This window comes from Bradyrhizobium sp. (assembly GCF_004799405.1).
In the GTDB taxonomy this organism is placed as follows: domain Bacteria; phylum Pseudomonadota; class Alphaproteobacteria; order Rhizobiales; family Xanthobacteraceae; genus Bradyrhizobium.
Window position 1 is genome coordinate 53,408 of record NZ_SSMW01000158.1, and the last position, 17,919, is coordinate 71,326.

16 protein-coding genes are annotated in these 17,919 nt (G+C 62.6%); 7 read left to right on the forward strand and 9 right to left on the reverse strand.

Annotated elements, in window-relative coordinates; genetic code table 11:
- Window positions 1-303 precede the first annotated feature (303 nt).
- Entirely contained in the window at window positions 304-981 is a 678-nt protein-coding gene (locus tag E7813_RS25520; protein WP_291578069.1) for a L,D-transpeptidase, read from the forward strand.
- Window positions 982-1,023: 42 nt separating this feature from the next.
- On the opposite strand, the gene E7813_RS25525 is transcribed toward E7813_RS25520, so the two are convergent.
- On the reverse strand, window positions 1,024-1,983 hold the full coding sequence (locus E7813_RS25525) for an extensin family protein (RefSeq protein WP_291578070.1): 960 nt from the start codon (window positions 1,981-1,983) through the stop codon (window positions 1,024-1,026).
- A 124-nt stretch (window positions 1,984-2,107) separates the two neighbouring features.
- Between E7813_RS25525 and E7813_RS25530 the strand changes: the two genes are divergently transcribed.
- Complete coding sequence (locus tag E7813_RS25530; RefSeq protein WP_291578071.1) at window positions 2,108-3,736, forward strand: fatty-acid--CoA ligase; 1,629 nt, start codon at window positions 2,108-2,110, stop codon at window positions 3,734-3,736.
- A gap of 286 nt (window positions 3,737-4,022) precedes the next feature.
- Window positions 4,023-4,877, forward strand: coding sequence for a DUF1499 domain-containing protein (locus E7813_RS25535; protein ID WP_291578072.1), 855 nt, complete (start codon window positions 4,023-4,025; stop codon window positions 4,875-4,877).
- A 52-nt stretch (window positions 4,878-4,929) separates the two neighbouring features.
- On the opposite strand, the gene E7813_RS25540 is transcribed toward E7813_RS25535, so the two are convergent.
- The 3 genes from E7813_RS25540 to ribB form a co-directional block, all read right to left on the reverse strand.
- The gene (locus E7813_RS25540) at window positions 4,930-5,856 is read right to left on the reverse strand and encodes an MBL fold metallo-hydrolase (RefSeq protein ID WP_291578073.1); all 927 of its coding nucleotides are present in this window, start codon (window positions 5,854-5,856) and stop codon (window positions 4,930-4,932) included.
- A gap of 187 nt (window positions 5,857-6,043) precedes the next feature.
- Entirely contained in the window at window positions 6,044-7,258 is a 1,215-nt protein-coding gene (locus E7813_RS25545; RefSeq protein ID WP_291578075.1) for an acyl-CoA dehydrogenase, read from the reverse strand.
- A gap of 59 nt (window positions 7,259-7,317) precedes the next feature.
- Window positions 7,318-8,394 (reverse strand): 3,4-dihydroxy-2-butanone-4-phosphate synthase, encoded by a 1,077-nt coding sequence (gene ribB, locus E7813_RS25550; RefSeq protein ID WP_291578076.1) that lies wholly within the window; start codon window positions 8,392-8,394, stop codon window positions 7,318-7,320.
- A gap of 198 nt (window positions 8,395-8,592) precedes the next feature.
- Between ribB and E7813_RS25555 the strand changes: the two genes are divergently transcribed.
- The gene (locus E7813_RS25555) at window positions 8,593-9,858 is read left to right on the forward strand and encodes a PLP-dependent aminotransferase family protein (protein WP_291578078.1); all 1,266 of its coding nucleotides are present in this window, start codon (window positions 8,593-8,595) and stop codon (window positions 9,856-9,858) included.
- A 43-nt stretch (window positions 9,859-9,901) separates the two neighbouring features.
- Here the strand turns inward: E7813_RS25555 and E7813_RS25560 are convergent, their stop codons facing one another.
- From E7813_RS25560 to E7813_RS25575, 4 genes are all read right to left on the reverse strand, one after another.
- Entirely contained in the window at window positions 9,902-11,074 is a 1,173-nt protein-coding gene (locus tag E7813_RS25560) for an acetyl-CoA C-acyltransferase (RefSeq protein WP_291578079.1), read from the reverse strand.
- Between the two features lie 31 nt (window positions 11,075-11,105).
- Window positions 11,106-11,924, reverse strand: a complete 819-nt coding sequence (locus E7813_RS25565; RefSeq protein ID WP_291578080.1) for an aldo/keto reductase — start codon at window positions 11,922-11,924, stop codon at window positions 11,106-11,108.
- Between the two features lie 163 nt (window positions 11,925-12,087).
- On the reverse strand, window positions 12,088-13,674 hold the full coding sequence (locus tag E7813_RS25570) for an alkaline phosphatase D family protein (protein WP_291578081.1): 1,587 nt from the start codon (window positions 13,672-13,674) through the stop codon (window positions 12,088-12,090).
- 133 nt (window positions 13,675-13,807) lie between these two features.
- Window positions 13,808-14,248, reverse strand: coding sequence for a hypothetical protein (locus E7813_RS25575; RefSeq protein WP_363331215.1), 441 nt, complete (start codon window positions 14,246-14,248; stop codon window positions 13,808-13,810).
- 223 nt (window positions 14,249-14,471) lie between these two features.
- Here E7813_RS25575 and E7813_RS25580 point away from each other — a divergent pair, with 223 nt between their 5' ends.
- On the forward strand, window positions 14,472-15,545 hold the full coding sequence (locus E7813_RS25580) for an LLM class flavin-dependent oxidoreductase (protein ID WP_291578082.1): 1,074 nt from the start codon (window positions 14,472-14,474) through the stop codon (window positions 15,543-15,545).
- Between the two features lie 30 nt (window positions 15,546-15,575).
- Here E7813_RS25580 and E7813_RS25585 read toward each other — a convergent pair whose 3' ends face one another.
- Window positions 15,576-17,084, reverse strand: a complete 1,509-nt coding sequence (locus E7813_RS25585; RefSeq protein ID WP_291578083.1) for an ATP-binding protein — start codon at window positions 17,082-17,084, stop codon at window positions 15,576-15,578.
- Window positions 17,085-17,219: 135 nt separating this feature from the next.
- Here E7813_RS25585 and E7813_RS25590 point away from each other — a divergent pair, with 135 nt between their 5' ends.
- Complete coding sequence (locus E7813_RS25590; RefSeq protein WP_291578085.1) at window positions 17,220-17,342, forward strand: hypothetical protein; 123 nt, start codon at window positions 17,220-17,222, stop codon at window positions 17,340-17,342.
- A gap of 69 nt (window positions 17,343-17,411) precedes the next feature.
- Window positions 17,412-17,855: a hypothetical protein gene (locus E7813_RS25595; RefSeq protein ID WP_291578086.1), complete on the forward strand. Its 444-nt coding sequence runs from the start codon at window positions 17,412-17,414 to the stop codon at window positions 17,853-17,855.
- Window positions 17,856-17,919: the final 64 nt, after the last annotated feature.

The following is a 17,919-nucleotide window of genomic DNA, read 5'->3' on the forward strand; positions in this document are numbered from 1 at the left end:
CAGGAATTAGCTCGATTCTGGCAAGCGCTTCATCGCCATGACAGCCCCGGCAGGTGTCATTTGCGGCAACCGAATGGCAGCCGCGTGGCCTGGATTCGGCAGGCAGGGTGGCCGTGCCCAAAAATGAGCCGTAAATGCAAGACCTGAGGCAAAAAGGCCACAGGGACAATCCCGCATTGCGGGACAGCCATCTAAACACTGGAATTGCGGCCGATTTCGGCGATAATGGGCTTAACAGAATCGTGGTGCTTGGGGCGTAATATCGACGCCGCGAGCGCAAAGCCTTTCGATTGGAAGTATGCAATGTCGTCGCTGAAAGTAAAACTGGGAGTTCTCGCTGCCGCCTTGCTGCTATCGGGCTGCATGGAGGCCACGACCTATGAAGCGACCAATCAGGCCAACTTCAAGCCGCGCGACAAGGAATTGCTGGCGAAGATTCGCTACACCAACGTTCCCGTAGCCGAACCGTTCCGCCGCGCCATCGTCGACTATCATCGCAAGGAAGCGCCCGGTTCGATCGTGGTCGATTCCGACAATCACTATCTTTATTACGTGCTCAATGACGGCAAGGCGATCCGCTACGGCATCACCGTCGGCGAGGAAGCGATGGCGTGGTCGGGCATCGCCAAGATCGGCAGCATGACCGAGTGGCCGCCCTGGCATCCGACCAAGAGCGAAATCGAACGGCTCGGCGTTCCCACTTTCGTGCCGCCGGGACCGGACAATCCGATGGGGTCGCGCGCGCTGTATCTCTACTCCGGCGGCAAGGACACCCTGTTCCGGATTCACGGCACCAACCAGCCGGAATACATCGGCGCGTCGATCTCCTCCGGCTGCATCCGGATGACGAACGAGGACGTGATCGATCTGTACAACCGGGTGAAGATGGGCACCATTGTCGTGGTGCTGGAGCCGCATCATGGCGACTCGCCGTTCAATTCGACCCTGGCGTTGCAGGGCGGCGGCAGCTCGGTGCAGTGATCTCGTAACCGACAGCGCGTCACGATAAATAAAAGCGCCGGTTTACCGGCGCTTTTTTGTTGGCGGCGGCGGGGTATCGCTGGGCTGCGGCGTTGCGGCAGCGTCGGGTTTGGCGGCAGCTTCGCTCGGCGGCGCCTCGGCCGGCCGCTCCGCCGGCAATAGCGGCGCGACCTGCGGCAGCGGGTCCCACACGTTCCATTGGCAGATCTTGTAGTTGTTGTGCCGCTCCATCAGGTCGAGGTGGATGTGGTCCTCGTGATACCAGTCCGAGCCCGGTCCCAGCACCGTCGAAAACCTTGCGCACACCGAATGCAGCACGCTCTCGCGCAATTCGCGCGACACGTTGCGGTCGGTGAACGAAACCGATCGGCCGTCGGCCAGTTTGAGGGCGCGAACGTCGAGCGCATTGGCCCGGCCGTGCTCGGACAATAACGCGCCGGCAACGCGGTTGCGGCCGCGGCATTCGAACGAGTCGAAATTGTCGAGGTCGCTGATGGTGCTGCCGAGGCTGGCCGCCAGCGGCGCCATGTCGGTGCGGATCCAGTCGGCGACCGCCGACGCCATGGCGCAGCGCAGGATCGCCGCGGGCTTCAGCGCCACCCGATTTTTGTCCGGCAGCAGCACCGCCTCCAGCCGGACCAGGTCCTCGCCGCCGCAACCGCCGGGGCCATGGATGTCGGGAATGCTGGGGGCGACGGCAATGGCATCCGACAGCGCCAGCCGGCAGGCAGAGGGCGGCGCGGGCGCGGCCTGCTCGGAGGCGGGCTTGTCGGCTTCCGGGGACGCCTGTTTTGCCGCCGCGGGCTTGTCGATTTCGATCGCCGGGGCATCCGCCGGCCGCGGCTTCGGCAGTGGCACCGATGCCGGCAACAGGGCCCCGCGCAGCCTCGGCCGGCGCTGCCCGAACAAGTCGCTCCACACCCCCTGATCGGACTTCCGCGCCACCGCGGGGTCGCCTGGCGCGCAGAACACCAGCAGCAGGGCGACCCCGGCGGTAACCATTGCCCTTTCGCCGCAGGCCGGGACGTCAAAAGGCCATTTGCGGCTCGCTTTCCCCGCGCTAAAGTTCATGGCAATTCCTAAGAGATCGGCGACAAGCGATAACACCATCGGGAGGAACGTACGTATGCTCGGTTTGATGCAAGACTGGCCTTTGCTTTGCCACCGGATTATCGAGCACGCGGCGACAGTTCATGGCACGCAAGAGGTCGTCACGCGGTCGGTCGAAGGTCCCATCCATCGCACCAATTACGCCGAAATCCGCGACCGCGCCGTGAAGGTCTCGCAGCGGCTCGATCGCGACGGCATCAAGCTCGGTGACCGCGTCGCCACCATCGCATGGAACACCTGGCGGCATCTCGAGGCATGGTACGGCATCATGGGCATCGGCGCCATTTGCCACACCGTCAACCCGCGGCTGTTCCCCGACCAGATTGCCTGGATCATCAACCATGCCGAAGACCGCGTGGTGATGGTGGACATCACCTTCGTGCCGATGCTGGAAAAGATCGCCGACAAGCTGCCGAGCGTGGAGCGCTACATCGTGTTCACCGAGAAGGCGCATATGCCGGAAACCACGCTGAAGAATGCGGTCGCCTATGAGGACTGGATCGCGCAGGCGGACGGCAATTTCAAGTGGAAGACCTTCGACGAAAACACCGCGGCCGCGATGTGCTACACCTCGGGCACCACAGGCGACCCGAAGGGCGTGCTGTATTCGCATCGCTCCAACGTACTCCATGCGCTGATGGCCAACACCGGCGATTCGCTGGGCGCCAATGCCGGGGATACCATGCTGCCGGTGGTTCCGCTGTTCCACGCCAATAGCTGGGGCATCGCCTTCTCGGCGCCTTCGATGGGCACCAAGCTGGTGCTGCCCGGCGCCAAGCTCGACGGCGCGTCGGTGTTCGAACTGCTGGATACCGAGAAGGTGACGCATACCGCCGGGGTTCCGACGGTGTGGCTGATGCTGCTCAATCATATCGCCGCCAACAGGCTGAAACTGCCCCACTTGAGATTCGTGGTGTGCGGCGGCTCGGCCATGCCGCGCTCGATGATCAAGGCGTTCGTCGACATGGGGGTCACGGTGCGCCATGCCTGGGGCATGACCGAGATGAGCCCGATCGGCACGCTTGCCGCGCTGAAACCGCCGTTTGCCGAACTGCAAGGCGAGGCCCGGCTCGATATCCTGCAGACCCAGGGCTATCCGCCGTTCGGCGTTCAGATGAAGATCACCGACGATGCCGGCAAGGACCTGCCATGGGACGGCAAGACCTTCGGCCGGCTGAAGGTGGCAGGCCCGGCGGTATCGAAGGCTTACTTCCGCGTCGATACCGAGATTCTCGACAAGGACGGCTATTTCGACACCGGCGACGTCGCCACCATCGACCAGTATGGCTACATGCGGATCACCGATCGCTCAAAGGACGTGATCAAGTCCGGCGGCGAGTGGATTTCGTCGATTGATCTGGAAAATCTCGCGGTCGGACATCCCGCGGTCGCCGAAGCCGCGGTGATCGGCATCCATCACCCCAAATGGGACGAGCGGCCGCTCCTGATCGTTCAGCTCAAGCCGGGCCAGACCGCGACACGGGAAGACATCCTGAAATTCATGGACGGCAAGATCGCCAAATGGTGGATGCCGGATGACGTCGTGTTCGTCGAGGGCATTCCCCACACCGCCACCGGCAAGATCCTCAAGACCGCGCTGCGCGATACGTTCAAGGCCTATCGTTTCCCCAACGCCGCGGCGTAGGGCCCTTAACCTCTCCCCGCCTGCGGGGAGAGGGCGGATCGCGACGCGATCCGGGTGAGGGGGCACCGCGCCCACGTCATCGTCAGAACTCACGAATGCAGCCCCTCACCCGACCCTCTCTCCGCAAAAGCGGGGCGAGGGAGAAGAACGTCCGGTACCCTTCGCCACGGCACGAACATGGCAGCCAAAGTCCCTTGAATTCGCCGCAGGTCCGTGGTCTCAAACGGGCCAGTTTGCAGCCCGGCGCGTGTCGCCGGCCAGGTTCCAACCCGGCAGAATTGAAGCGATGGCCCGCAGGTTTTCCGCTCCCTATCAGAAGGAGCCCGTCTCCAGCCTTGCGTCATGGGCGCGCAATCTCGCGGTGTTCTCGGTGGTCGCGGTGCTGGTCTCGATCGTCATCGTCCGCTTCGGCTTCCTTGAGATGAGGCCGGCGCTGGCGACGTTCTTCGGCGCGCTGGCCTGCGCCGGCCTGTCCATCCTGGTCGGGCTTGCCGCCTTTGTCGCGATCTGGCGGAACGGATCGCGCGGCATGAGCCGCATCCTGCTGGCGATGCTGATCGACGCGGTGGTGCTGGCCTACCCGGCCTATCTCGGCCTGCAATATCGCAGGCTGCCGCCGATCCACGACATCACCACCGATCCGATCGACCCGCCGCGCTTCGAGGCGCTGGCGCGGTTGCGCACCGGCGACGGCGCCAATACCGCCGTCTATGCCGGGCTGTACTCGGCCGAACAGCAGCGGCAGGCCTATCCCGATATCGAGACGGTGGAACTCGACGTCCCGGTCCAGCGCGCCTACGACGTAACCTCGCAACTGGTCACCAAGCGCAAATGGCTGGTGATCGACGAACGCGCCCCGCAGCCGCCGCGCCGGATCGGCCGCATCGAGGCGGTGGCGCGGACTCCGATCATGGGATTCCGCGAGGATGTCTCGATCCGCATCACGGCCGATGGCGACGACGGCTCGCGTGTCGATATCCGCTCGTCGTCACGCTATTTCGAGAGCGATCTCGGCAGTAACGCCGCGCGCATCTCCCGGCTGATCGACGACATCAACACCGCCGTCGACAACGCCAACCTCAAGCCGGTGAAGAAACCGCAAGTGCCGGTCAAGGGTCCGCCCAAGAGCGGCAAGAAGTAACAGGGGCGAATAGCGAAGGTGCACTCCCTCGCCCCGCGCTTGCGGGGACAGGTTAAGAAGCGGCCGCCATTCTGTACATGCCGCCGATCACCGGATCGCCTTCGGTCGCCACGATCCCGCGCGCGACCAGATCTTCCAGATGCGCCAGCACCGAATAGCCGGCGGCGCCCGTAAGCCGCGGGTCGATGCCGATATAGATCGCGCGCACCAGCGTCGGAATGTCCGCTTCGCCCTTGGCAAGGCGATGCAGGATCGAGGCTTCGCGCGCCTGGCGATGCCGGATCAGGAAGCTCACATAGCGCCGTGCATCCAAGATTTCCGGTCCATGGCCGGAGAAATACAAATCCTCGGTCCGCGCCGTCAATTTTTCGAGCGAAGCCATGTAGTCGGGCATCGATCCGTCCGGCGGCGCCACGATCGAGGTCGACCAGCCCATCACATGATCGCCGGCGAACAATGTCTTGCGCTCGCGCCAGGCAAACGCGGTATGATTGGCGGTGTGGCCCGCGGTCGTCACCGCCTGCAGCGCCCAGCCGGAACCCTCGATGGTATCGCCATCCCTCACCTGCACGTCCGGCTTGAACTCGCGATCGGCGCCGGATTCGGACCGGATTTCATCGTTCTCATAACGCTGTCGCGATGCGCGGTGCGGCCCCTCGGCATAGACGGTGGCGCCGGTGGCGGCCTTGATCCGCGCGGTGTTCGGCGAGTGATCGCGGTGGGTGTGGGTGACCAGGATATGCGTCACGGTCTCCCCGCGCACGGCGTCGAGTAGCGCCGCCGCATGGGCTTCATCGTCGGGGCCGGGATCGATGATCGCGACCTTGCCGCTGCCGACGATGTAGCTCACCGTGCCGGTAAAGGTGAACGGGCTCGGATTGTTGCAAAGAATTCGCCGCACGCCGGGACGGACCTGCTCCACCACGCCGGGCGTGAGCGAAAAGTTGCGGTTGAACGGGACGTCGTCGTTCTCGGACATGGAACTCCTACTCAAAGTCGATCGCAGGCTGACAAAACCGCGCAACTGTCATACCCCGCGAAAGCGGGGTATCCGGTACGCCGCGGCCTCTCGATAGATATCTGTCGTCTCTGGAATACTGGATCGCCCGCTTTCGCGGGCGATGACGGCAGCGGGGTATGGTCACGGCTGCGCCCTTCCGACGAGTTCACGAAAACGCCTGAATCCCCGTGATGGCGCGGCCCAGGATCAGCGCATGAACGTCGGCGGTGCCTTCATAGGTGTTCACGGTTTCCAAATTCGCGGTGTGACGCATCACGTGATATTCGATCTGGATGCCGTTGCCGCCGTGCATGTCGCGGGACATGCGGGCGATGTCGAGCGCCTTGCCGCAATTGTTGCGCTTGACGATGGAAATCATCTCGGGTGCCATCTTGCCTTCGTCCATCAGCCGTCCCACGCGCAACGAGGCCTGCAGGCCGAGCGCGATGTCGGTCTGCATGTCCGCAAGCTTCTTCTGGATCAGTTGCGTGGCTGCCAGCGGGCGATTGAACTGCTTGCGGTCCAGCGTGTATTGCCGCGCACGATGCATGCAGTCTTCGGCAGCGCCCATCGCGCCCCAGGAAATGCCGTAGCGTGCCCGGTTGAGACAGCCGAACGGTCCCTTCAGTCCGGAGACGTTGGGCAACAGCGCGCTTTCAGGCACTTCGACGCCTTCCATCACGACTTCGCCGGTCACCGAGGCGCGCAGCGAAAGCTTGCCCCCGACCTTCGGCGCCGAAAGACCCTTCATGCCTTTTTCCAGGATGAAGCCGCGAATCTGGTTGTTGTGTTCGGCCGATTTCGCCCAGATCACGAACACGTCGGCGATCGGGGCGTTGGAAATCCACATCTTGGTGCCGGTCAGCCGGTAGCCGTCGGAAGTTTTTTCGGCGCGGGTCTTCATGCCGCCGGGATCGGAGCCGGCATCGGGCTCGGTGAGGCCGAAGCAGCCGACCCATTCGCCGGTCGCAAGCTTGGGCAGGTATTTCTTGCGCTGGTTCTCGTCGCCATAGGCATAGATCGGGTGCATCACCAGCGACGACTGCACCGAATTCATCGAGCGATAGCCGGAGTCGACGCGCTCGATCTCGCGCGCCACCAGGCCGTAAGCCACGTAGCTGGCATTGGCGCAGCCATATTCCTCCGGCAGCGTGATGCCGATCAGGCCCAATTCGCCCATTTCGCGGAAGATGTCGCGATCGACCTTCTCTTCCATATAGGCCTTGGTGACGCGCGGCATCAGCTTGTCCTGCGCATAGGCGCGCGCGGTGTCGCGGATCATGCGCTCGTCTTCGGTGAGCTGCTCGTCCAGCATGAACGGATCGTCCCACTGGAAACTCACCGGGGACGGCTTGTCCTTGGTCTGAGGGCGCACGCTCATGAGAATTTCCTTTCGGATCGCAACGGATGTTGTCGAGGAACAGATTAGGTCGGCAGCCGTCAGCCTTCAAGCTGTTCGTTGGAGACGATCTCGATGCCGAATCCGGACAGTCCCTTGTAGTCATGCGTCGACGAGGTGAGATGCCGGATCGAGGTGACGCCGAGATCGCGCAGGATCTGCGCGCCGACGCCGACTTCGCGCCATTGCTTGTTGCGATCGGCTTCGGCGGTTTTCTCCTCGCCCAGCGGCGCCACCGGAACGCCGGCCGCGCCATCACGCAAATACACCAGCACGCCGCTGCCCGCTTTCCGGAAATGCTCGAGCACGGTTTGCATGCGTCGCGGCCCGGTAAAGATGTCCTTGACGATATTGGGCTTGTGGAACCGGGTCAGCACGTTCTTGCCGTCGCCGATGCTGTTGTAGACAAACGCCACATGCGCGATGGAATCGAACGGAGAGCGATAGGCATAGCCCTGCAGCGGCCCGATCGGGCTGTCCGTGGTGAACGTCGCGACCCGTTCGATCAGTTTCTCGCGCGCCTGGCGGTACGCGATCATGTCGGCGATGGTGACGTGCTTGAGCTTGTGGGTGCTCGCGAACCGCGCCACCTGCTCGCCCTTCATCACTGTGCCGTCGTCGTTCATCAATTCGCTGATGACGCCGACCGGCGGCAGGCCGCTCAGCTTGCAGAGATCGACCGCGGCCTCGGTATGGCCCGAGCGCAACAGCACGCCGCCGTCGCGCGCGATCAGCGGAAACACATGGCCCGGCCGCGCGAAATCACTGGCGCCGGCGTTCGGATTGGCGAGCGCGCGGCAGCAGGAAGCCCGCTCATCCGCCGAAATCCCGGTGCCGCCATCGGGCTTGTAGTCGATCGACACCGTGAAGGCGGTGGTGTGATTGGACTCGTTATGCGCCACCATCGGATCGAGCCGCAGCCGGCGCGCATCTTCGGTGGTGATCGGCGCACAGACGATGCCTGAGGTATGGCGGATGATGAACGCCATCTTCTCTGCGGTGCACAGCGACGCCGCCACGATCAGATCGCCCTCGCCCTCACGGTCGTCGTCATCGGTAACGACGACGAGTTCGCCGTTGGCGAAGGCTTGCAATACTTCCTGGATCGGATCGGCCATCAAGAGGTCTCACATGGTGCAGGGAGCATTAGCCGGACTCGGCAAGCCGCGCCAGCTTCAATACGCAGGACAGAACGTCGCTGGCGGGGCATCGCCCTGCGGCGGTGTCATGAGCGGCCGGAGGCGGAAAAATCGTTGACGAGGTCCGGTTTCAATCGCCATGGTCAGAACCAACAAGGAATATGGGAGACGCCGTTCATGACATCAACGCCATTCGACTTCGCACCACTGTTCCCGGCGGGACTGCCGGCGGCCGCGGCGAAATGGACGGGACTTGCGAAGTACAGCTTCATCGGCGGCAACAACGATCCGGACCAGGTGCCGGTCGAAGGCCTGATCGAGGCGGTCGATGCCGTGCTGCGGCGCGAGGGCAGGACGCTTGCCACCTACGGCCTCGCCAGCGGGCCGCAGGGTTACCGCCCGTTGCGGGAGTTCCTTACCGCCAAGCTCAAGGCCGATGCCGGCATCAACTGCACCGCCGACGACATCCTGATCGTCTCCGGCTCGTTGCAGGCGCTCGACCTCGTCAACGCGACGCTGCTCGCCCGCGGCGATACCGTCATCATCGAGCGGGACAGCTATCAGGGCGCGCTGAACCGGCTGACCCGGCTCGGCGTCAACATGGTCGGCATCCCGCTCGATGGCGACGGCATGCGAATGGACGCGCTGGCGACGGCACTCGCCGATCTCAGGGCACGCGGCATCAGGCCCAAATATATCTACATCATTCCGACCGTGCAGAACCCGACCGGCACCATCATGCCCGAGACGCGCCGCGCCGAGCTTCTCAAGCTGTCGCAGCAATATGGCGTCCCGATCTTCGAAGACGATTGCTACGCCGACCTGATCTGGGACGGAAAGCGCCCGCCCGCGCTCCACGCGATGAGCGACACCGGCAATGTCATCCATATCGGCTCGTTTTCCAAGTCGATCGCGCCGGCGCTACGGGTGGGCTACATCGTCGCGGGATGGGATGTCATGTCGCGGATGCTGGCGCTGAAGACCGACGCCGGCTCCGGCGCACTGGAACAGATGGTGCTGGCGGAATATTGCGCGCCGCATTTCGCCACCCACGTGCCGAAGCTGACGCGCGGCCTGCGCGTCAAGCTCGACACGCTGATGGAAGCGCTCAACGAACAGTTCGGCACCTCGGCCGAGTTCGAGGATCCCAAGGGCGGCATCTTCCTGTGGGTGAAGCTGCCCGACAATGTCGATACGCTGAAGCTCAACCAGGCAGCACTTGCCGCCGGCGTCGCCATCAATCCGGGGCCGGAATGGTCCACCGACAAAAATTACGGAAAGAGCCGGCTGCGGCTATGCTTCGCCAGCCCCTCGCACGCGCAGATCCGCGAAGGCATCGCCGTGCTCGCCGAAGTATGCCGCAAGGAGTTCGGCGTGCCGGCGCGAATTGCCAATGTGGAGAAGCGGGCGCGAGACGATGCCGACGCAAAAATGGCCCCGTAAGGGGCCATTTTTGGGTTTGGCTGACGCCGAACCGAACCGAGGGTCAGTTATAGATTTCAAACAGGCCTGCACCACCCTGGCCGCCGCCGATGCACATGGTGACGACGCCCCACTTGGCCTTGCGCCGGCGACCCTCCTGCAGGATGTGGCCGGTCAACCGTGCACCGGTCATGCCGAAGGGATGGCCGATGGCAATCGAGCCGCCATTGACGTTGTACTTTTCGGGGTCGATGCCAAGCTGGTCGCGCGAATAGAGGCATTGGCTGGCAAAGGCTTCATTGAGCTCCCAGAGATCGATGTCGCCGATTTTCAGGCCGTGGCGCTTCAGCAGCTTCGGCACCGCGAATACCGGGCCGATGCCCATCTCGTCCGGCTCGCAACCCGCCGCCGCCCAGGCGACAAAGCGACCAAGCGGCTCGAGGCCGCGTTTTTCAGCGTCCTTGGCTTCCATCAGCACGACGGCTGCCGCGCCATCCGATAGCTGGCTGGCGTTGCCGGCGGTGACGTATTTGCCCGGACCTTTTACCGGCTCGAGCTTGGCGAGGCCTTCTATGGTCGTATCAGGCCGGTTGCACTCGTCGCGGTCGACCACATAGTCGACGAAACTCTCGGCCTTGGTCGCCTTGTCGACCACTTTCATCGTGGTCTTCATCGGGACGATTTCGTCCTTGAACTTGTTGGCCTGCTGGGCGGCAGCCATGCGGCGCTGCGATTCCAGCGAATACTCGTCCTGGTATTCGCGGCTGAGCTTGTAACGCTCGGCGACGATATCGGCGGTGTCGATCATCGCCATGAAGATGTCGGGTGCGACTTTCAGCAGCGCCGGATCGACCGCTTCCTTTGGCACGCCGCCGCCGGCGACCGAAATACTCTCGACGCCGCCGGCAACGATGCAATCGGCGCCGTCGGAGCGGATGCTGTTGGCCGCCATCGCGATGGTCTGCAATCCGGACGAGCAGAAACGGTTCACCGATACCCCGGCGGTCGACTTCGGCATGCCGGCCAGCAACGCTGCCTGGCGGCCGATGTTGGACGCGCCATGCGCGCAATTGCCGAGATAGCAATCCTCGACGTAATCCTTGTCGACGCCGGCACGCTCCACGGCGTGCTTGATGGCATGGGCCGCCATCGACATCGGCGGAGTGATATTGAACCCGCCGCGGCCGGATTTTGCCAGCCCGGTACGCGCATACGAAACGATAACGGCTTCACGCATTGTTTTCTCCCTTTGAAGTGGCCAGTATGGCCTAATCCCATGCCGGTGCGAAGCCCGGATTTACAAACCGCTTGTTCTTCGGCAGCCCCGCGATGGCCTTGACGTCCTCGTCGTCGAGCCCGACATGCAGCGCACCGAGATTGGCCTGCTGGCTCTCGCGGCGCGACGCCTTCGGGATCGCGGCGACGCCGTCCTGATCGAGCAGCCATTTCAGCGCCACCTGGGCCGCGCTGGCGCCATGCTTGCGGCCGATCGCCATCAAGGTCTCGTCGGACGCCGCCCGGCCCTGCGCCAGCGGGCAATAGGCCACCAGCGGGATCGATTTCGAGCTCATATATTTTCGCAGCGGGGTCTGGTCCAGCATCACATGGTACTCGACCTGGTTGCAGGCGATCGGGGCCTTGATCTGTTCGACCACGGTCTTGAGCAGCGCGATGTTGAAATTGGCGACGCCGATGGCGCGGGTGCGGCCCTCTTCCTTCAGTTTCATCAAGGTCTCGAACATAACCGGCAGGTTCATCCTTGGCGCCGGCCAGTGCACCAGATAGAGATCGATGCGGTCGAGCCGCAGCTTTTTCAGGCTGGTATCGAATGCCCGGCGCATCGCGTCGGGCGCGAGGTTCTCGTTCCAGACTTTGGTGGTGACGTGCAGATCCTTGCGCGCGACGCCGGATGCCGCGATGGCGGCGCCAATGGCCTCCTCATTGGCGTACATTTCCGCGGTGTCGATATGCCGGTAGCCGAGGCCTAGCGCGCTTTCCACCGCGGCGCGGCAGACCTCGCCCTGCATGCGAAAGGTGCCGAGGCCAAGCCGCGGCATGCTGATGCCCTGGGTTTGCAGATTTTCCATGGTTACTCCTGAAGGCGTAAATCGCCGGATCGGTCCAGACCATGCCGCGTGTACGGATGTTCCGTTGAGAGGACAGGCGGGTACGGCGGTCAGCCCGCTTGATAGTCCGCTTTCAGCGCAGAGTCCAAATCAAGATCGGGTCGGAACGGCGTCCCCGCGCGGCTCAGATATGCTGAGCCAGCATTCGCCCCGGTCGCGCGTCCGGCCGCGGATCGATATCGACCGACCACAAATCGCGGTTACCGACATCCTTCAAGGTCACCGTCATGACCCCCGACCGGCCATCGATATCGACCCGGCCGAAGAACTGCAGTCCGAAACACGGTGCCAGGTTTTCGCCCTGTTCCGCGCTGCAACCCTTTTGAAACATCGCCGCCGGTCCGAACGTATTGTCCAGTTCGCCCGGACTCCATGTGCCCGCATGCAGCGGGCCGGAGACGAATTCCCAGAACGGCTCGAAATCGTCGAATATCGCGCGGTTCGGATCGTAACGATGCGCCGCCGTATAGTGCATGTCGGCCGTCAGCCACACGGTGTTCCTGACGCCGGCGCGTTTCAGGAACGACAGCAGATCGGCAATCTCGTGCTCGCGCCGCTGCGGCGGTCCGTCGCCAAGTGCGATGACGTCCTCGCTGATCAACCCGATCGGCAGGTCCGCGGCTATGACTTTCCAGGTCGCATCGGACGCCGCGAGTTCGCGCTTCAGCCAGGCCAACTGGACCGATCCCAGGATGCAGGTTTCGCTATCGTCGTCGCGCTTGTTCCAGGTGGAATCGCGGTAGCTGCGCATGTCGATCAGGAAAACATCGAGCAGCGGCCCATATCCGACCTTGCGATAGATACGGCCGGCCTGGCCCGGGATGGCGCGGATCGGCATGAATTCGTGGAACGCCTGCCGGGCGCGCGCCACCAATCTCGAAGAGCCGTCCTCGGCATAACCCGTCTCGTCGGCGGTACCGAGCGGCGACCAGTCGTCGGTCACTTCATGGTCGTCCCACTGGGCGAACATCGGCACCTGCGCATTGAAGGCGCGCAGATTGTCGTCGAGCAAATTGTATTTATAGTTGCCGCGAAATTGCGCGAGGCTGTGGGCGACCGCGGATTTCTCTTCGGTGACGATGTTCCGCCAGATCCTGCCGTCCGGCAGCTTCAACTCGGAAGGCACCGGACAATCGGCATAGATGTGGTCGCCGGAATGGATAAAAAAGTCCGGACGGTTGTCGAGCATGGTCCGGTAGGTGCGCATGCCGCCGAGCGACGGATCGATACCCCAGCCTTGGCCGGCGGTATCGCCCGACCAGACAAACGAGATCGAGCGCCGCGCTTGCGGCGCCGTCCGGAAATGGCCGACTTGCATTTCTCCCGATGTCCCGGCCTCGCCAAAATCATCAAACCGGACCCGATAGAAAATGTCCTGCCCGGGCGGAAGACCATCGAGCAGGATTTTCGAAGTGAAGTCGTGTTCCGGCAATGCATCCGATGAGGCGGCGCGAATGATGGTCTTGAAGCTCTCGACGGTCGAACATTCCACCTGCATGCGCGCCGGCCGATCGGCCCTCGCCCACACCATCGCAGAATCGATCGACACGTCGCCGGATTGAAGCCCGCCGGCAATCCGCGGACGGTCAGCGGCCCGGCTGAGACAAGGCCTGGCGAGACCTCCGATTCCTGCCAGCGCCAGCGTGGATGCCGAGCGCACCAGCAGGTGGCGCCGGGTCAGACCTTGCTTTACGCCAACCGCGATCGCCATTTTCGGCACCCTCGTCGAATCACGACGAAGGGTGCCCGCTCAACTTGACTGCCAGCCGAAAGTTTCTTGACTCCGGGCCGAAGGTTTTGCGACAGCCGGATGACTCGCGCGAACTGCGCGCGCGAGCCGCTGCTTAATTCCGCCGCCAATTGCAGATGCCACCCGACTTGCACGGCCAGACCTGAATCCGGGTATCGAACGCCTGGGCATCGAGCGGATTGCCGTGTCGTCGCGCCAGCCTGATGCCAACCGCGCCATGCGGTTTCTCCGGACGCAGATGCGCAACGCGGGTCTTGCGGGTAACGATCCTCGCAGCGGTCTTCGGTTCCGCGGGCGCCGGGGTGGCATGGCTTTCGCGATCGGCATTCACCCCGACCGCAACCGGCGTGAATTGGGTGGCCGGCCCCAGCGGCTTCGGTGAAAGCAGCGCCTTTGAAAGATCGAGGCCGAACAACTCGTCGGCCCGGTATTGATCCGCCATCGACGGACCACTGCACGCCAGCAGCACCGCGCCAACGGCGGCGAGAACATTTTTAAGGACCATGTTTTTCAGGACCACGTTTTTCAGGACCATGGGTGGCCTCGTCAAAATACGAAGAAAGTCAATAACCGTCATTTAGGAAGCCGGCGGCGAAAATTCCAGCAGACCCGACCTCCCAGCGTGTGCTGCGCTGCAACGTCCGAAGGCATATTTCGCCGCGGCTTGCGAATAGCGCCAATGCCATTCGCCAAACACTTGAGATATGTTCACGCACGTTGTTTGGTGTGACGCCACGGCCAGTATCGAGGGAGCACCCATGCCCGTAAAAATCATCGGTATGATCGGCGCTCAGATGGAAGGCGTCGCGGTTCACCTTATCAAGGGAAAAATATCCCGCGACTTCGTGGTCGAGTTTACCCGCCTGCACGAGCAGTGGGACTACGATTCGGTGCTGGTCGGCTATTACGCGGCGGCGGCCGAAGGATTTGGCATCGCCCTCTATGCCGCGACCCACACCGAGCGGATCAAGTTTCTGATCGCGCATCGGCCCGGCTCGGTCGCACCCGCGCTGGCGGCACGACAGATCGCCACCTTCGACCAGCTCACGCAGGGTCGCATGTCGCTGCACGTCATTGCCGGGACCAGCGACCAGGATCAGGCGAGCGAGGGTGACTTCCTGCCGAAACAGGAGCGCTACCGGCGCGCCGGCGAATACCTGGACGTCATGCGCAGGATATGGACCAGCGACCGCCCGTTCGATCACCATGGCCAATTCTACCGCCTCGAAGGCGCCTATGCCGACGTCAAACCCTATCAGCAACCCTACCCGCCGCTGTTCTTCGGCGGCTCGTCGGACGGCGCGCTGCAAATGGGGGCCGAACACTGCGACGTGTTTGCATTGTTCGGCGAGCCTCTCGCCGAGACGCAGGACCGGCTCGACGATTTCCGCAAGCGTGCCGCCCGGTTCGGGCGGAAGCCGAACTTCAATATGTCGCTGCGCCCGATCATGGCGGCCAGCGAGGGCGAGGCATGGGACAAGGCCCGGAACCTGCTGGCCGATATCGAACGCAAGACCGGCACGGCGCCGCAACCGACCAATTATTCCAGCGAACGGCTGATGGGCTTCGCCGCGCGCGGCGATGTTCATGACGAGCGATTGTGGATGGGAATAGCGCGCGCCACGGGCGCACCCGGCAATACATCGTGCCTGGTCGGAACGCCCGAACAAATCGCTGCCGCCTTATTGCGGTACTACCGTCTCGGTATCCATTCGTTTTTGCTGCGCGGCTTCGAAAACCCGAACGACACGATTGCGATCGGGCGCGACTTGATCCCGTTGGTCAGGGCCGGCGCCGCCGAGATCGACCGGCAGGTCCAGGCCGCCGAATAGCGGCGCGCCGGAAATGGGTTCGCCTGGGATCTACGCATCCGTTAGAATCTTGCGAATGCGTTTGGCAAGCACGTTCTGCGAGAATGGCTTCTGAATCAGCGATACGCCGGGATCAAGACGGCCCTGATGGACAATGGCATTGCGGGAATAGCCGGTCATATACAGCACTTTTAGTCCGGGACGACGCTGCATGGCTCGATCGGCAAGCACGCGTCCGTTCATGCCCGGCATCACAACATCGGTCAAAAGCAGGTCTATCGGGCTGGCATCGTCCAGGATGTTGATCGCAGCTTCGGCATCCGCCGCCTGCTTGACCCGGTAATTGAGATTAGACAGCGTTTCGGCGACGTAGGCGCGAACGTCCGGGTCGTCTTCGACCACAAGAACGGTCTCCTGGCTTCCGGTTGGGATTTTTTCCGCCGGCGGACTGACTGGAACCGGTTTCGCTGGGGCAAAGCTGCGGGGAAGATAGATCTTGACGGTCGTGCCTTCACCGACTTCGCTGTAGATGCGGATGTGTCCACCGGACTGCTTCACAAATCCATAAACCTGGCTGAGGCCGAGACCGGTGCCCGAACCGGCCGGTTTGGTCGTAAAGAACGGCTCGAATGCCTTCTCGATGACATCGCCCGGCATCCCGGAACCGGTGTCGGTCACCGAAATCATCACATACTGGCCCGGCTTCACGCCCTCGGCTGTCTCGCAATAATGCTCATCCAGTTCGGCGTTACCCGTTTCGATGGTAAGTTTGCCTCCTGCTGGCATCGCATCGCGCGCATTGATTGCCAAATTGAGAATTGCCGATTCCAGTTCGGCGCTATCGGCTTCGGTCTGCCAAAGTCCGCCGCTTCGCACCGTTTCGACCGAGATCGTCTCGCCTAGCGTACGATCGATCAGATCGGACATGCCCGCGACGAGTTGATTGGCATCGATAGACCGGGGATTGAGCGGCTGATTTCGCGAAAAAGCCAGCAGCCGCCTGGTGAGTTCCGACGCGCGCTCCGCACCCTGCTGAGCATTGGCAAGCCACGTCTTCACCTTGTCGTCGGACACCCGGCGAAGCGCCATTTGCAGATTTCCAATGATGATCGTCAGCAGATTGTTGAAATCATGGGCGACACCCCCGGTCAGTTGCCCAACCGATTCCATTTTCTGCGACTGACGCAAACTGGCTTCCAGCATTTCCCGCCGCTCGGCTTCCGCAAACAACGCGGATGTTCTTTGCATTGTCAGCAGGATCAGGACCACGAAAAATAGTGTGGCCGGGATGCCGAAGATCAAATGACCCGCCATGTACCATAACCAGCCCTGCACAATATCGCTGGTCTCCAGGCTCGACGTAACATAGAGCGGAAACCCTGCCAGCTTGCGCGCGGAAAACCGGCGTTCGCGCTGATCGACGTTGGAGACCGTGGCGTATTTGCCGCCATTCGGACTACGCGCAATTAGCTGGATAAAGGCGGTCGAGGCGTCGAGCCTCACGCCAGTCGTCGCTGGCAAAGGATAGCGGGCCAAGATCTCGCCATCGGCCCGAATCAACGCGAAACTGGCGCTGCTCCTGGCGGCGAGCGGCGCAAAGAACCTCTCGAACACCTGCGGTGAGACCGAGATTTCGGTGAATCCGGCGAACGTACCCGAGCTGTCCGAACGGCGCTTGCTGACCGGAAATATCACATGACCCGTCATGTTGATACGAAGCACATCGCCGATGTGGACGCCGGCGTCGGTAGCAAGCTGCTCTTTCAGGTACGCACGATCGGGGGCGTTTGCCGCGGCCGGAAGCGGAAAGAACAGTGACGACACCATCGCGTCCGACTGGTCATCCAGGATCCAGATCGATGCAATGTCTGGAAGAGCCAGGGTGAATTGCTTGAGTCGCTCGCTCAGTTCGGCTTCGCTTGCGCGAAGCGATCGATTGGTGCGGCCCTGCGTGATCTGTTCCACGCTATCGAATATGACGTTGATCGATTGGAATACCCGCAACACCTGTTCCGACGCGACATCGAGGCCGCGATCGATGCGCTCGTCGGCGAGAGTATATGCCGTGCGATAATTCGCGAACGCTGCGTAGCAAAACAGCAGACCCGGAAGCGCTATGCTCGCCACGAGCATCAACCACAGGCTTCGGAGGGCGGCGTCGCGTCGCTGTCGCATGCGGAACCGGCCTTCGATCCTCAAATTTCGGACATCTTTTCAAATATCAGGAACAAACAACTCACGAAAGGCCGCCTGCGGACGACAAGCCTTGGCTTGCGGACAAACGAGCTGATCGCCGGGTCGGAACAAAAGCTACGAAAGATCGACGGGTAATAAGGACGGATAAAAGACCGTCGCGGTCGACGATTATATTCCGGCTCCTGTCTTGCCCTTGGTC